The organism is Salinivibrio siamensis (assembly GCF_001996005.1).
Lineage (GTDB): Bacteria > Pseudomonadota > Gammaproteobacteria > Enterobacterales > Vibrionaceae > Salinivibrio > Salinivibrio siamensis.
Genome location: NZ_MUFB01000031.1, coordinates 21,014 through 35,701, shown reverse-complemented (window position 1 = coordinate 35,701; position 14,688 = coordinate 21,014). Strand labels below are relative to the sequence as shown.

The 14,688-nt window shown below is 44.4% G+C and carries 16 protein-coding genes; 9 read left to right on the top strand and 7 right to left on the bottom strand.

Annotated features, from left to right (window positions below; genetic code table 11):
* The 3 genes from BZG73_RS16025 to herA form a co-directional block, all read left to right on the top strand.
* On the top strand, positions 1 to 992 hold a 992-nt coding region (locus tag BZG73_RS16025), incomplete at its 5' end, for a hypothetical protein (RefSeq protein ID WP_077668594.1).
* Positions 993 to 1,029: 37 nt separating this feature from the next.
* Complete coding sequence (locus tag BZG73_RS13725) at positions 1,030 to 2,253, top strand: DUF4297 family anti-phage-associated protein (RefSeq protein WP_077668593.1); 1,224 nt, start codon at positions 1,030 to 1,032, stop codon at positions 2,251 to 2,253.
* A complete protein-coding gene (gene herA / locus BZG73_RS13720) occupies positions 2,250 to 4,013 on the top strand; it encodes an anti-phage-associated helicase HerA (RefSeq protein WP_077668592.1) in 1,764 nt (587 codons plus the stop codon). The genes BZG73_RS13725 and herA overlap by 4 nt, the downstream gene beginning before the upstream one ends.
* A 115-nt stretch (positions 4,014 to 4,128) precedes the next feature.
* Here the strand turns inward: herA and BZG73_RS13715 are convergent, their stop codons facing one another.
* A complete protein-coding gene (locus BZG73_RS13715; RefSeq protein ID WP_077668591.1) occupies positions 4,129 to 4,815 on the bottom strand; it encodes an NYN domain-containing protein in 687 nt (228 codons plus the stop codon).
* Positions 4,816 to 5,190: 375 nt separating this feature from the next.
* Positions 5,191 to 6,090: a LysR family transcriptional regulator gene (locus BZG73_RS13710; RefSeq protein WP_077668590.1), complete on the bottom strand. Its 900-nt coding sequence runs from the start codon at positions 6,088 to 6,090 to the stop codon at positions 5,191 to 5,193.
* 412 nt (positions 6,091 to 6,502) lie between these two features.
* Here BZG73_RS13710 and BZG73_RS13705 point away from each other — a divergent pair, with 412 nt between their 5' ends.
* Positions 6,503 to 6,880: a polymorphic toxin type 44 domain-containing protein gene (locus BZG73_RS13705; protein WP_077668589.1), complete on the top strand. Its 378-nt coding sequence runs from the start codon at positions 6,503 to 6,505 to the stop codon at positions 6,878 to 6,880.
* Entirely contained in the window at positions 6,858 to 7,253 is a 396-nt protein-coding gene (locus BZG73_RS13700) for a hypothetical protein (RefSeq protein ID WP_077668588.1), read from the top strand. The genes BZG73_RS13705 and BZG73_RS13700 overlap by 23 nt, the downstream gene beginning before the upstream one ends.
* Before the next feature lie 237 nt (positions 7,254 to 7,490).
* On the opposite strand, the gene BZG73_RS13695 is transcribed toward BZG73_RS13700, so the two are convergent.
* Both BZG73_RS13695 and BZG73_RS13690 read right to left on the bottom strand, forming a co-directional pair.
* Positions 7,491 to 8,738: a type II toxin-antitoxin system HipA family toxin gene (locus BZG73_RS13695; protein WP_077579296.1), complete on the bottom strand. Its 1,248-nt coding sequence runs from the start codon at positions 8,736 to 8,738 to the stop codon at positions 7,491 to 7,493.
* Positions 8,739 to 8,750: 12 nt separating this feature from the next.
* Positions 8,751 to 9,014, bottom strand: coding sequence for a helix-turn-helix domain-containing protein (locus tag BZG73_RS13690; RefSeq protein ID WP_235606075.1), 264 nt, complete (start codon positions 9,012 to 9,014; stop codon positions 8,751 to 8,753).
* A 386-nt stretch (positions 9,015 to 9,400) separates the two neighbouring features.
* On the opposite strand from BZG73_RS13690, the gene BZG73_RS13685 reads away from it, so the two are divergent.
* The 4 genes from BZG73_RS13685 to pcp all read left to right on the top strand — a co-directional run bounded on the left by BZG73_RS13685 (position 9,401) and on the right by pcp (position 12,525).
* Positions 9,401 to 9,832, top strand: a complete 432-nt coding sequence (locus BZG73_RS13685; RefSeq protein ID WP_077579295.1) for a CidA/LrgA family protein — start codon at positions 9,401 to 9,403, stop codon at positions 9,830 to 9,832.
* Between the two features lie 6 nt (positions 9,833 to 9,838).
* Positions 9,839 to 10,546: an LrgB family protein gene (locus BZG73_RS13680; RefSeq protein WP_077668595.1), complete on the top strand. Its 708-nt coding sequence runs from the start codon at positions 9,839 to 9,841 to the stop codon at positions 10,544 to 10,546.
* 120 nt (positions 10,547 to 10,666) lie between these two features.
* Entirely contained in the window at positions 10,667 to 11,806 is a 1,140-nt protein-coding gene (msrB, locus tag BZG73_RS13675; protein ID WP_077668587.1) for a peptide-methionine (R)-S-oxide reductase MsrB, read from the top strand.
* A gap of 74 nt (positions 11,807 to 11,880) precedes the next feature.
* On the top strand, positions 11,881 to 12,525 hold the full coding sequence (gene pcp / locus BZG73_RS13670; RefSeq protein ID WP_077579293.1) for a pyroglutamyl-peptidase I: 645 nt from the start codon (positions 11,881 to 11,883) through the stop codon (positions 12,523 to 12,525).
* Between the two features lie 79 nt (positions 12,526 to 12,604).
* Here the strand turns inward: pcp and BZG73_RS13665 are convergent, their stop codons facing one another.
* The 3 genes from BZG73_RS13665 to BZG73_RS13655 form a co-directional block, all read right to left on the bottom strand.
* Positions 12,605 to 13,336 carry a glutamine amidotransferase-related protein gene (locus tag BZG73_RS13665; RefSeq protein WP_077668586.1) on the bottom strand — a complete coding sequence of 244 codons (732 nt, stop codon included), beginning with the start codon at positions 13,334 to 13,336 and terminating at the stop codon, positions 12,605 to 12,607.
* Between the two features lie 65 nt (positions 13,337 to 13,401).
* Positions 13,402 to 14,139, bottom strand: a complete 738-nt coding sequence (locus BZG73_RS13660; RefSeq protein WP_077668585.1) for a lipoate--protein ligase family protein — start codon at positions 14,137 to 14,139, stop codon at positions 13,402 to 13,404.
* A 38-nt stretch (positions 14,140 to 14,177) separates the two neighbouring features.
* A complete protein-coding gene (locus BZG73_RS13655; protein WP_077668584.1) occupies positions 14,178 to 14,561 on the bottom strand; it encodes a cytochrome b562 in 384 nt (127 codons plus the stop codon).
* Positions 14,562 to 14,688 lie beyond the last annotated feature (127 nt).

Sequence of the window (14,688 nt, the reverse complement as noted above, 5' to 3'; positions counted from 1 at the left end):
AACAGATCCCTTATCCGCAATCTCAATCATATTGTGATGAACTGACAATAAAAGAGAATAAAATTGAGATAATTGCTAAGCGTTCTGGATCCGTTGATTTAAAAGGTGTTTTTCTCAATCATCAAAGTGCGCTTTATCGTCAAATTACAAAATCACTTGTGTATTACTACTGTGCAACGAGAAAACCAACTCAAATTAAGAAAATAAAGATTAAGAGGCTAACTAAGAAGTCTTCTGAGGAAGTAGTATTAAACAAAAAAGATATAACACAAGTTGTTAATAGTCAGGCTAAAATATGCGCACTGAAAAATATTGAYTTGAATGCATTAAAATTGGTTTTTTTGGAAAGCCGCAAAGCCCATGGTTTTCTTTTTGGTTTAACCTATCTAATAAAATCTCTTCATACCGACAGTAAGCTCGGTATATTTGAAAATAAGTGGAAAGCATTTAACGCAATTTACAAAGCGGCTGCAAATGCTACTAAGGACTTTGATTGCCATCTTTTTATCAGAAATGATCTAATCGATAATCCGGACTCTTACCCTTTGATTCTGGAAAAAGTTTCAGAGTTAACGGAGCCAGATATCAGAGCTAATACTCGTTGGATAAAGTTTATTCACAATAACTTTCCTACAATCAAACAAACTCGATCTTTCAAGCTCTTTGTCCTGCGCAATGAAGATCATAGAATAATAAAAATCTTTAACGACACTCTTACCGTAAGAGAAGACTTTCTTAAAGAGAAAGGGTTTTATGATGAGGTTGTAGATCATCTAAATGCAAATACAGCTACAGTAAATAATTCGCACTTGGCAGCAACTCTGTGTATTAAGTATGCGTATTTTGCTCGAAACAAGCTTGTGCACGCCGAAAATATTGAATCCGGCTTTAGATTAGTACCTTTGAACAAAGAGGAAAATGAATTATCTTGGCTTTCGAGTCTGTTAATTCTTTTAATTCAGGATCTTATTAATACCAATTATCGCTTCTAATTGTGCGTTAGAAGCCATCTTTCAGGATAAAGTATCAATGTCTACTAGAGAAGCAATTGACACAATAACTGGATATTTCTATCAATTTGATAAAACGATACTAGCATTGTTGCAACAAGAAAACGCGAATGCTTCTATCTGCATTGAGGGTATTGAAGACATTGATATTGTTAACGCAAATGAAACTAATGCCATTCAATGCAAGTATTACGCTAAAACCGAATACAATCACTCGGTTATAAAAAAGCCAATTACTCTCATGCTCCGTCATTTTTCAGACAATCGACATGGAGATATTAAATATCACTTGTATGGTCACTATCAGTCAGGGCATGAGAAATTGCCCCCTTTAACATGTGAAAATTTAAAGAGAAACTWTTTAACTTATACCAAAACTGATAAAGGTGCTGATGGAAATACCAAGAAAACAACTAATTTCGTTCATAATGAGCTTAGTCTAACAGACAGAGACTTAGAGGAGTTTTTGGGTGTGTTAACGCTAGACATTCGAGCCCCATCAATCGAAGAGCAGTATGAAAAAATCATCCAAGAAATAGCAAGCATTATAAATGTTTCCCCATTAGAAGCTGAACTATATCATTACAACGCGGCACTTAAAATAATCAGGAATTTATCAATCAAGAAAAATCGTCACGAACGATATATTACCAAGTCGGATTTTTTGAAACGTATAAGTGTGAAGGATGAAATATTTGACGCATGGTTTATAAAAAGGAAAGGCCGTGAAAAATATATAAAATCTGTAAAAAGAGAGCATCTATCAAATGGATTAAATATGGAGCCGCTTAATAGATTCTTTTTGATAGACTGTAATTATGATGAGAAACTAACGGAACTTGAAGAAATTATTCGGCTCCTAGCAAATAAATGGTCTAAATTATCTAAAAGGCAAAAGCCAAAATTTTGTCCATCTATCTATCTTAATGGTTTGAACCCCGACAAGCTCGTTGAGCTTAAGAACCGAATTTATTCGAAAGGCACAGTTTTTTTAGACCCATACCCGTTTAAAGGCTCTACACTCTGCACGCAACATTTTTACACAGAACCTTCTACAGAGAACAGGGTAAAATTTAAAATTATTGATACCCTTGAAGATTTAAAAACGTTGATTGATGAATCAAGTTCTGTAGTGGAGATCTATCAATTCTATAAAGATCAGACCTACTTCGATACCAATCAACATAAAAACGTAAAGATTAGAATTGAAGATATAGGATATATAAGGGATTTAATAAAATGACAGATTCGATTAACGCCGAAGTGATTTCGGTATACCCAGACAAAGTAAAAGTGGCTGTTGATGACTTAAACTCTTTTCGTTTGGCAGAAGAGCATCTCAAAGTCGGTTCGTACCTTAGAATAGCAGATTGTGATGATGTGGTATTAGTAGCGGTTATTGATAGCTTTGCTATTGAAGTTAAGGATAATGGCGATAGAAAATATATAATTGAAGCAAGTCCACTAGGTGTAATCAAAAATGAAGTTTTCTCTCGCGGTGGGGATTCTATTGCGATACCTCCTAAAAAAGTGGAACCTGCTAAAATAAGTGAGATTGAAAAAATATATTCTTATGGATTGGCGGATAAAGAAAAATTCGATTTTTCCCAACTATCACATAATTGTGGCGTTCGTGTTCCCGTTGACGGAGATAAATTTTTTAATAAGCATATTGGAATTGTCGGCTCTACTGGTTCAGGAAAGTCACATACTATTGCTACAATTTTGCAAAAAGCAACTTCACAAAAAAGCAAACCATATGAAGGATTGAACAACTCACATATAATAATATTTGATATACATGCCGAATACCCATCAGCATTCCCTTCATCTAATAAATTGAGTGTTGATGATATAGTTTTGCCTTATTGGCTTCTAAATAGTGAAGAACTGGAAGAGTTATTTCTAGACTCTGGTGATAACAATAATTACAACCAATCTTCAGTATTGAGAAGTATTATTACGCAAAACAAAAAGAAACACAATCCAGATGTAGAGAAGATATTTTATGATAGTCCTCTAAAGTTTGATATCGAAGAAGTTTTAAATTGCCTCATTAACCTTAAAAGTGAAACAAAGAATTCAAAGGCAGTAGATCGCTATATGATCGTGGGTGAAGAAGGGGATGTAGAAAATAGCTCAACAACAGCAGAATCTGGTATTTACCTGTCCAACGAAGAAAAGCTTAATATGTACTTTTCAAAACTATACGAATTTAGGCCAACTAAAGCATCTAACGTAACGAAAGGTGATTATGCTGACGGTACACTAGATAAATTTGTATCTAGATTTATATCTAAGTATAAACAAGATCGTCTAAATTTCCTCTTTGGAACAGCCTCTAAAGATATTTCATTCGAGAATACGATAAAGCAATTCCTAGGTTATAAAGAAAATCAGGAAGCAAACGTAACAATTATAGATTTAAGCGGAATTCCATTTGAAGTACTTAGTATTACTGTGTCTCTGATATCGAGAATATTGTTTGATCTTGGCTATAACTATAAAAGATACGCTAGCACAAAAGGAGGTAGGCAACATGACATTCCAATTTTGCTTGTTCTTGAAGAGGCACACAAATACGTACCTAAAAGTGATTTAGCAAGATTTAAAGCATCAAAAAATTCAATAGAAAGAATTGCAAAAGAGGGGCGTAAGTACGGAGTTACCCTTCTACTAGCAAGTCAAAGACCTTCCGAAATATCAGAGACCATTTTTTCTCAGTGTAGTAACTTCGTTGCAATGCGTTTAACTAACCCTGATGATCAGAATTATGTCCGAAGAATTTTACCCGATACTTTTGGGAATTTAACGTCTAACTTGTCATCACTTCAAACAGGTGAAGCGTTACTTATGGGGGATGCTGCAATTTTACCTTCTCTTGTTAAGATTGATGTTACAGAACTACCTCCTTCGTCTTCTGATATTCCTTACTTAAAGGTATGGAAAAGTGAGTGGAAGAATCTAGATTTTGAACAATTTACAACACAATGGAAGTCTTAGCGGGCTTCTAAGGCGCGAGCTACATGGACTTCCAATTTGTCAATCACCTACGGAGCGTATTTATTTTGATTGAGACTACCGCTTTACATTCGTATTGGGCTGACCGCTACCGCTGCTATTTTTGAGGTGTGACTTGATAGATAAAGGTTTTTAGTCCATCTATATGTTCCGCTAAATCGCCTTTTACTTTGCGCCCCATTGCATCTAAGATGAAATGCGCACCTTCTATTCTGGCTAATTTAGCTGCTGGGACAAAGTCACTGTCACCTGAAATTAAAATTATCTTGTTCGCGAGTTTCTTTAAAACTACGCTAGTAATATCGATACCTAGCTTCATATCTACCCCTTTTTGCCGAGGACGGAGAGAAACTTTATTTGGGTCTATATCTTTGGGATCAACCTCACCACGGATAAGTTTATTGAAATTATGTACCTTATCTTTACGAATGAAACCCCATTCCTTATCAGAGGTACTTAGGTGGCCCATACGACATGCTACATACGGTTGATGCGTTAAAGCCTCATGTAGATCATTTTTATATTTAGTGATGTCGCTTTTTGAAAAATCAATCTGTTTGTTAGTAATCGGATGGTGTGCTTTTAACGTTAGAGGTGGGCAATCATAGTAGTAGATGCGGTATAGGTCTTCACCATTTTTACGGTCGACATGCTTTATCCAGTAGTGCCACATTTTCTTTGCGAGATCTTCAGGAACCATTTTCATTTCAGGATCAACAGCCGATGTAAAAATTCGATTAAAGAAACCGGCATCAACAAAAATTGCAACAGTACGACGGGACATCTTAGCCTCATAAAACGAAAAAGCCTCTGGGTCGTCACATCCCGTATGGTGGGAGGAGTCGCCAAAGGCCGTATGTTCTGTTCAACAATGTTGTTCTACAGCGAATACTAGATCATTTAGTGCTTGGCTTGCAAGGAATGACAAATGATAAACAGAACAGCCCAACTAATATGTGCAGTGTTAGGGATAAGATAATGTAATTCAAGTGTGCAGCTGGCAATTTAGTGTGAATTGCGTTGTATAACAATCAACTATGTCCTCAATCACTAAATTCTAGCGAGTTTTTTCATCCCACATCACGCCGTCTCTATGCATCGAATTTAAGATCTCCACCATATTGCGCACTACAAGGCGTTGTAGCTCAAAGCACTGAGTCTATCGATGCACCTCTGTCGACTGGCACAACTGCATCCAGGCCTCGGCGGTGCGTGAGACATAACGCTCGCCGTGCCAGACTAAGCCGAGTTGCCATTCAATCACCGGGCTTATTGGTTTCACTAGCAATAATTCACTGTCTTCCAAGCTGGCGCTGAGGCGCTGGCATAGAGGCGCGGGCAGAAACGCTACTCCTGCACCACTTTTCACCAAGGCGGCTAAAAAATCCCACTGACTGCTACGCGCGGCAATGGTGGGTTGATAACCATGCTCTTCACAGCGGGCAATAATCCGATCGCTTAAGGTAAATTCGGCGCTATATAGATAAAACGGCTCGTCTTTGACGGCCTGCCATGTCAGGCTTTTTTGCGCACGCCACACGGCTTGGTTGGGCAGCACTGCATAGATGGGGTGAGTTTGTAAGGGTAAGCTTTGCAAGCACTCGGGCTGGGTGTCGGTGAGCATGGTGATTGCCACATCAATCTCGCCATTGATCAATGCTTGTTCGGTGCGCCGCCCCCCGTATTCAACAATACTGAGCGCCACGTTCGGATATCGCTGGCGGTATTCACGCAACACGTTGGCGTACAACGGCCCTATCATCGGTGGCATCCCCAATCTAAGCTGGCCGCGCGCTAATTGGTTGAGATCGTCGAGTTCGGTATTTAGCTGCTCGAACTCAGCAATAATGCTCTGCGCACGCTGATACACCACCTCGCCAGCATCGGTTAACCAAAACCGCCTTCCCTCTCGGTGCAACAACGGCTGACCCACATCTTGCTCAAGGTTACGCACCATTTTACTGATTGTCGGTTGCGTCACATGCAACGACGCCGATGCGGCGGTAAAGCTCTGCTGTTCCACTAAGGCAACAAAATAGCGCAACGCACGAATATCCATAAACGGCCCTTAAAAGCTAATCGTTAACCATGCCATTTTGGCATGGTTATACAGAGGAGTGAAATCGATGAAATTGAAAAACATAAAGCCTATAGACGTTGGGCATTTCATCTATTTCAAGGAATAATACGATAGCACAGCCGCTATAATCATTGAGGACTAGCTTTTCCGTCTATCATGAGATCAAGCATGCCAAAACACAACAAAAATTTAACAAAAGAATAATTGGGTGATGATCTCATAAATTTTATATTTTTTCATATTAGGGGAAGATATTATTAAATAACCAATACCAATCTGCTACTATCTTTCGGTTTGTATAGCAGTAAAAATGATATTACTAACCGGACACTTATAGTGGCTATGAATAGCTTTGAGAGTTTTTATCTTTTGTGATTTAAGGAGATCACGTATGGCACAGTATCCTGCTAGCCCTGAAGGAGTCTCGGTGGATGCGAATATGAAGATGATTCGTAACAAATTCGGTAAACTTGTAGGCGCCATTGATTATTATTGGTTTTATGAGCAAGTCAGAAATGGTGGCGCTTGGGATTACAAGCAAATCGGCCCTTACGAAGACTTTGGCAACTTTCACTATGGTGCTGTAGGTTATGCGGGAGGTATCCCTGAAGCAATCTTATTAAGAGCTGCTGGGTGTGCGCAAATGCGTGCAGGAACGTCTCTTGACGAGTGGAATAACTGCTTAGGTGATGTTCCTTATGGCGATGACCCAAATGACCAAAAACAAATCAAGTTAGGTATAGAGTATGCGAAAAACAAAGGCTATTAGCCTCATTGTGCTTGGCGGATTAGTTACATACTTCGCCATTAATCACTTTACGCCTCAGGTCACATTGGATAAAAAAGTCCTAGATGTGCCTGTCTCTGAGTCGGTATCTGTAGTGGGGTATCGCAATAATGTTGGCGGCGCCACTATTCCCTTTCGCTATCACTTTTACGTTCGTGCAAACGAGTCACCATTAACCACACCATTTTTAATCTCGGGCACACCAGACGTGGATATTACCGCCAGAGACAGTCACTCGTTGATGATAAAAATGGCTGGTGAGATTTATCAGTTTACTAATGTTGTCTGGGTGAAAGATAAGCAAGCCTTAGAACCTATCCACATCCAGATTGACGCGCAAAGCAAGGCAGAATAGAAATCATTCTATTCATTAAAATACACATATCATTCTGAAAATGTTATGGAATCAAGCATCGTTAGGCTACTTTTTGCGCGGCAGTAAAGCTCTGCTTTTCCACCAAGGCAATAAAATAGCGCAACGCACGAATATCCATAAACGGCCCTTAAAAGCTAATCGTTAACCATGCCATTTTGGCATAGTTGATGGCGAAAAAAGCAGAGGAACTGGCACTTGTTACCATGCGTCACTAGGTTACACTTTCGGTAGCATGAAGCAGTCTCTCATTAAGTCTCGCTCACCGCGTTTGATACCCGCTTCTTTTGCCAAGCTCTCCCACTTTGACACGGCTTGGGCGACTTGATGATAAATCTTGTCAGCTGTTTTCACATCGAGTTGAAAGTACTCTGCCACCTCAAACGCTAGGTCAATATCTAAAGCGTTATCTTTGTCGTCAATATTTAAGTGCAGACCGTGGGCATGTTGTGTTGAATTGATGTCGTAGGCGGGTGACAGTCGCCAACCTGTCGTGTCAAAAATAAAGCCATGATTACGTAGGTGATCGTCACTATTGGCAACCATGATATTAAACAGCATACGTCTCCAAAGCTGTGCCAAGTCCGCCCGCGTATTAGAACCATTCTGGATAAGAAATTCCGCTAACTCTAAGTAGCTCGCTCCATCATCATTGCCATCGAAATATTCAAGCTGTGTCATTGCTGACGTAAATTGCAGTCTCCTGCCGTCATCGGTACGATCAAATCGCTTAGTCAGGAAAATATGGTGGTCTGAACCAATGGCCTGCACTTTACATTCAGCCATATTGATCCCAGAGTCCAAGGCCATTTGGTAAACCAAGTATTCCCACAGGCCAATATCATAATCGTCATACCGACTTGGAAACTTTGCCAGCCATAAAGTACCATCGACATCTCTTACAGAAGCTTTCGGCCTAGCTCCGCCCAACGATGACCCTGGTGAGATAAGCATATTCAACCATTTGAGGTAGTCAGGATTATCAAAGTCGGGTTTGTCCTCGATGCCTTGCGCTGCACATTCTAGCTCCGCGAGTGAAGTCATAGCTGGAGCCGCCAGATCGTCATTGTCGTCAAGAAAATTGCCACCATGCTCGGTGCAAAACCTTAAAGCGCCCATTCTAAAAGAGTCATGAACACCGAGGAGATAGTCGGTTTCGTACAATGTGTTCGCTCTACGTCCCTCAATGCGGGCTATAACAGCCTCTCGACGTTGCATCAGCAAGCGCCCCCATCGATCAGGGCAAGAATCCAAGAATATCTTGAAGTTTTTGTCATCTTCAGCGTGCTGCTCGCCACTATATAAATGAAGGCAAGGGTCGATTTGAGAAGCATACTTAGATTTAAGCCAGGTCTTGTCATAGCAAAAGCTGAAATGCTCTTTACCACGGATTCGCGATGCTCTCAGTGTCCCAATAAACAAGGGCGGCTCAGTTTCAATCCAATCAGCGTAGACAAAGATTTCCATTCGTTTGATGCCCTATCGTCTCGTTTTCAACAACTCGATATCTTGCAGTTTCCTACCAAGTTCATCATCGAGCGCGACTTTACCTAGATCGTCTAACAAACCTAGTACGGCGAGCACATTAACATAATGGCCTAACGACACTGTCGGATCACCTTTTGTGATTTTTCGTAGCRTTGGTTTCGAGATCCCTGTGCGCTGATGCATTCTATCTTGACTGATCCCTCGACGTTTCATCGCCAATAAGATGTTTTCACCCAATTGATGCAATATTTTCATCTGCCGCGGGAACACGGTGGCACCGCGCTTGGGCGGCGATTCCTTATCACACTTCACCATAATGAAATTAAAACTAGATAAAAACTCAGTATATGAAATCATAGTTTCACATTAAAAAGAAATCAAAGACAACATGACGGACTGCCCATAAAAATGAAACTATAAATTATTTTTAAGGAGCTTTATGAAAACATAGTTTCACTTTTATTGCCAGGCATGTATGACGAAAAACTGATTCCTCACGGGACTGGGTCGTCGCTAACGCAGATTTATCGCTCAACAAATCATGTCATTTTGGCATATTTTAAATAAAAAAAAGTCACTTTATTCACTCTCTGCCAAGACGTAAACTATGAGCCATCTCACAGATTCTTGGCACGCTTTCGATGCAATTGATTAAAAACGCCTTACTTACCTTACTGCAAGTCTTTGTCTTAGCAGGCATTTGGTTTTTGTCTGATTGGTTGGTCACAACCTTTGCTATTCCACTACCGGCCAACCTCACCGGTATGTTGCTGTTGTTAGGCGCATTAATGTTGAAAGTTGTCCGTGCCGATTGGTTACGTCGCGGGGCAGCGTGGCTGTTAGCCGAGATGTTGCTGTTTTTTGTGCCTGCGGTGGTGGCGGTGGTCAACTACCAAGATTTATTGCTGCAAGAAGGCGGTAAAATCATGGTTGTACTGATTTTGAGTACCGCGATGGTGATTGCATCAACCGCTTGGGTGGTCGATAAAGTGTATCGTTTTGAGGTCAAAATGGCGCGCCGCCGCAGTAACCATCACCATACACACCACCCTGATCTAAAACCGGAGTGCTAAGCCATGATGTCTTTACCTGCTTGGCTTCACGCCTCGTTATTAAGCATTACCTGCTTTTTAATGACCCTTGGCTTTTATTACATGAGCAAATGGCTATATCGCCGTCACCCCTCCATTCTGGTGATGCCATTGTTGCTCGCGCCCTTGCTGATTGTGGCGGTGGTGGTTGGGTTTAATATTCCGTATCAAGACTACATGGCGCAATCGTACTGGCTGCTGTGGCTGCTGGGCCCGGCGACTGTAGCGTTTGCGATCCCCGTGTATGATAACCGCGCGCTCATCCGCCGCCATTGGTTGTCGCTATCGATAGGCGTCACAGTGTCTGTGCTGGTCGCCATTACCAGTACCGTGGTGCTAGCGCGGGTTTTTGAGCTGTCTGAGCTGCTACAACGCAGTTTGGCGATGCGTTCAATCACCACACCGTTTGCTGTAGAAGCCACCAAAGCGATTGGCGGGCAAAGCGATCTCACCGCTCTGTTTGTGGTTCTCACTGGGGTGATTGGCATGGCGATTGGTGAAAGTATTTTGACCGTGATTGCGATTCGCTCGCGCTTAGGTCGCGGCGCAAGTTTGGGGGCGTCGGCACACGGAGCGGGCACCGCTAAAGCCTATCAGATCGGCCATGCCGAAGGGGTGGTGTCGAGTGTAGTAATGATGATTGCGGGCATGGTCACTGTGTTGCTTGCGCCTATATTGGGTCAGCTGCTTTGGTAGGTGATCGCTAAGAGCTTTTCTGCGCTACGTTATCTGTAACAACAGAAAAGTGGGAGAGGATGAAAGTTTCTGCTTAGCGCGCAGGTCTTTATCCTCACCAACCCCAATAACGAGGCGATCATGAAACAGCACAAGTCAATGTGGCGCGCTATCGCGTTTACAGCGTTCAGTTTGCTATCGATAGCAAGTTATGCGGCGGTGAAAGATACCGCCACCACAGACCAAGGCTACCAAAAAGCGACTCTTGCTGGCGGCTGCTTTTGGTGTACAGAATCTGATCTTGAAAAACTCGACGGCGTGATTGATGTGGTGTCTGGCTACTCAGGCGGTGAGCTTGAAAATCCCACCTATAAAGAGGTCTCGTCCGGCACCAGTGGCCACATTGAGGTGATTGATGTCACCTATGATCCAAAAGTCGTGGATTACGAACAGGTGCTCGATCAGTTTTTCCGTCATATCGACCCCACCGATGACCAAGGCTCGTTCGTTGACCGTGGCCCGCAATATCGTCCCGCGATCTTTTATCGCTCTGAAACACAAAAACAAATTGCCGCGGATTTTATGGCGGAAATTGAAGCGTTAGGCGTGTTCAAAAAGCCGCTGAAGACCGAGCTGATCCCGTTCGAGAAATTCTGGCCAGCAGAAAGCTATCATCAGGATTACTACAAAAACCACAGCATTCGCTATAGCTACTACCGCTATGCCTCAGGGCGTGACCAGTATCTGGACGAGATTTTTGGTGACGATCGCAAAGACAACCCGGTCACCTTGCGAGAAATGATTGATGCGCAAAAAGCGGAAGAGATGACAGCAACGAACACCCGCTACTCGCGCCCCTCGGATGAAAAAATTCGCGCGATGTTGTCAGACATTGAGTACGAAGTCACGCAAGAAGACGGTACCGAACCCGCGTTCCGCAACCCGTATTGGGACAACAAGCAAGCCGGGATTTATGTAGATATTGTCTCGGGTGAGCCGCTGTTCTCCTCCACCCATAAGTACAAATCCGGTACCGGCTGGCCGAGCTTCACACAGCCCATCAATGAGCAGTATGTGGTTACCAAGCCGGATAACTCCCTGTTCTACACGCGCACCGAGGTCCGTAGCAAGGTTGCCGATTCGCACCTTGGCCATGTGTTTGAAGATGGCCCCGCCCCCACCGGCTTGCGCTATTGCATGAACTCAGCCGCGATGCGCTTTGTGCCGGTCGATAAAATGGCCGAGGCCGGTTATGAGGATTATCTTTATCTGTTTGAATAACGCAACCAGTGCGTGATTGGCTTGTAAACCTGCGGTAGAGTAAAGCTCTACCGCTTTTTTACGCGAGGCATTGGATGCACACGATATTGATCACTGGATTTGAACCCTTCGGCGGTGAGAGTGACAACCCGTCTTGGCAAGTGGCAAAAGCATTAGAAGGCTGGCAGCCTAATGAGGAGTGCATCGTCAAAGCCGTGCGCCTGCCCTGCACTTTTGAAGACAGCTTATCGACGTTACACAGCGCGTTGGAATCGCTCAGTCCGGTGATGGTGATTGCTCTTGGCCAAGCCGGTGGTCGCGCTGAGATAAGCTTGGAGAAAGTAGCGATCAATTATCAAGATGCGCCTATTCCCGACAACGCCGGTAAGCAGCCACATGGCACGCCAGTGGTGTCATCTGGGCCCAATGCCTATTTCTCTACCTTGCCGCTCAACCGTTTAGTGAACGCGTTAAACGAAGCCCATCACCCTGCCAGTATTTCTTACACCGCGGGCACCTTTGTGTGTAATCACGTGTTTTATGGCTTGATGCATGCGCTGGCTCATCATACTGAGGTACGCGCCGGCTTTATCCATATTCCCTACAGCCCAGCACAAGCGTGTAAGCACCGCGCCCCGAGCATGCCAGTGGGTGATGTGGTGGCGGCGATCAAGATAGCCATTGAGTTGAGTTTATTGGATGACGATGTCACCACCGTGTGTGAAGGCATGTTGCACTAACGCAAGATAGATGGCGCTCGGACGATAGCGCCTCGAAGACGGAGCACAGTTGCGATTACCGTGCTCCTAACCCAGTCGCTTAAAACAGCCATTCAGTGACAAGATCGTTGTCGGTTAGCACGCTATCGAGAAAGGCAAACAAGTGCGCATTCATCGGTGCCGTATCAAAGGCGCGAATGGAGGCAGGGTCTTGAATAAAGCGCTTGTTAGCGGCCTCGCCCTCTGGATAGGCGGCGTGCAGTAAGCCTTCAACCGCCAGCGGCGTCAATTCAAGATGGCATTGAAAACCATACACCCGTGGTCCGTACTTCACGATCTGTCGCGGACAGCCTTCGCTACTGGCCAGTACACGACTATTTGGTGTCAGCCCCGGCATATCATTGTGCCAATGGCCCACAATTTCTTGCGGCGCGAAGTGTGGAATGTGCTCGTCGATATGGCCATCTTCGCTTAACTGGATGGGGAAGTAGCCAATCTCGGGCTCAGGACTTTTCTGATACGGCGCGCCCAAGGCTTCACCAATCAGTTGCGCGCCGAGGCAAATCCCTAATACCGCACTGCCTTGCTCGATACACTGCTTAATCAACGCTTGCTCGCGCTGACTATCAAAATGCGGACACTCTGACTGTGGCGTATCTGGACTTTGCGGCCCGCCGAGGACCACCAGCAGATCAATGCCTTCACCACTTTCTGGCAACGGCTCGCCCCGATACGAATGACTGGTGGTCACATGATAGGCACGCTCGTCACACCAATCTAAAATGGCACCTGGGCCTTCAAACGCCTCGTGAATAACAAGATGGACGCGCATTCCTCACTCCTTGGGGTTTGTTTTACGCACGATTGCGGCTAAGCATACTATATTTAGCGTCGGCCTCAAGCCTTGCCCACCACGAGTGGCGGGCGCGCCACAAACGCTTGCGTCAGCAACTGAAACAGCTGCTCGGTTGCCGGCAGTTCATCTAGGTGCGCGGCTAATGGAGTATGCACCTTGGCCTCAATGCGATCGGGGTGACCACAAAGCTGATTACACAGCGATACAGGGGCAACAATATGTTGGCAATCCGCATCAATCAGCAAACACGCTTGCGCCAGCATCACCGTTTGTTTGGCATCGCCTGCGCCCGCGCCTAAACGCAGGATACGCTGGGCAGTTCCCACCACTTTTTTGCCGGCAATATTGAGGTTGTAGTCACCATCACAATACGAACCGGGCGTGTCGCCCACCGTCGTTGCAATGCCTAACTGATGGAAAAAAGACTGTAAAATGGTGCAAAAATACTGGTAAGCCGTCTGGATATGATACGGCGTGTTAGCCGGCCACACCGTCAGATAAGACACGTTAATCACCCCTGGCAGTTGCGGCTCCGGCGCCCCGCCTGTTTGGCGGTTATGTACTTGCCAACCTAACGCTGATAACGCGCGGCGTAATTCAGGGGTTTGTGGCCATTTTTGGCCCGCCGGCAGTACCAAGGTTTGCGCATTTGGCTGCCAAAGCAGTAATGCCTCGTTGAGTTCGCCCTGCTCTATCCGGCGGATCAGCGCCTGCTCTTTCTCAAATGCAGACGCCACCGACAGCGAGGGATAACGCAAAATCGTTTTTTGAGTCGCCATCGTGCACTCGCTATCGTTATATTCCTATTATTCGGCTATTAACCGAACAAACGCTGCCAAATGCTTGGGTTGCGTTTGTCGTGGTACTCTTCACGCAAGGCATCGATTTGGCGCATCCCTTGTTTTGCTTGGTCGAGATCGCCTTCGCTCAGTGCCGTATCAGTCTTATCCAAGGTCACCGCCAATTTATCGAACCCTTCCATGAAGGTCTCTGCTTTTTCCGGTGGGTAGCTACCTGCTTTGGCTTTCGCGACCAAGGTTTCTAGTTTCGCAACCGGCGCTTGCATGGCTTCGATACTTTGTGCGCTCGCCGCCTCTTTAAAGGTCATTTTCATTTCTTTCATGATCGGCTTGAGCTCAGAGGCGGAGACGTTCAACGACAGCAGCACCGCCACCGCGCCCGTGAGTATGACTTTCTTCATTTTTGCTCCATCTAATTGTTTTTTAGTAATAATATTGTGCCGTCATCTTACCCATTTCTCACGGTCTTGCCCAGCGAAGAAGCGTAAACCAATGTAAAGCACTTACACATTCCCTATCCTGATGGTA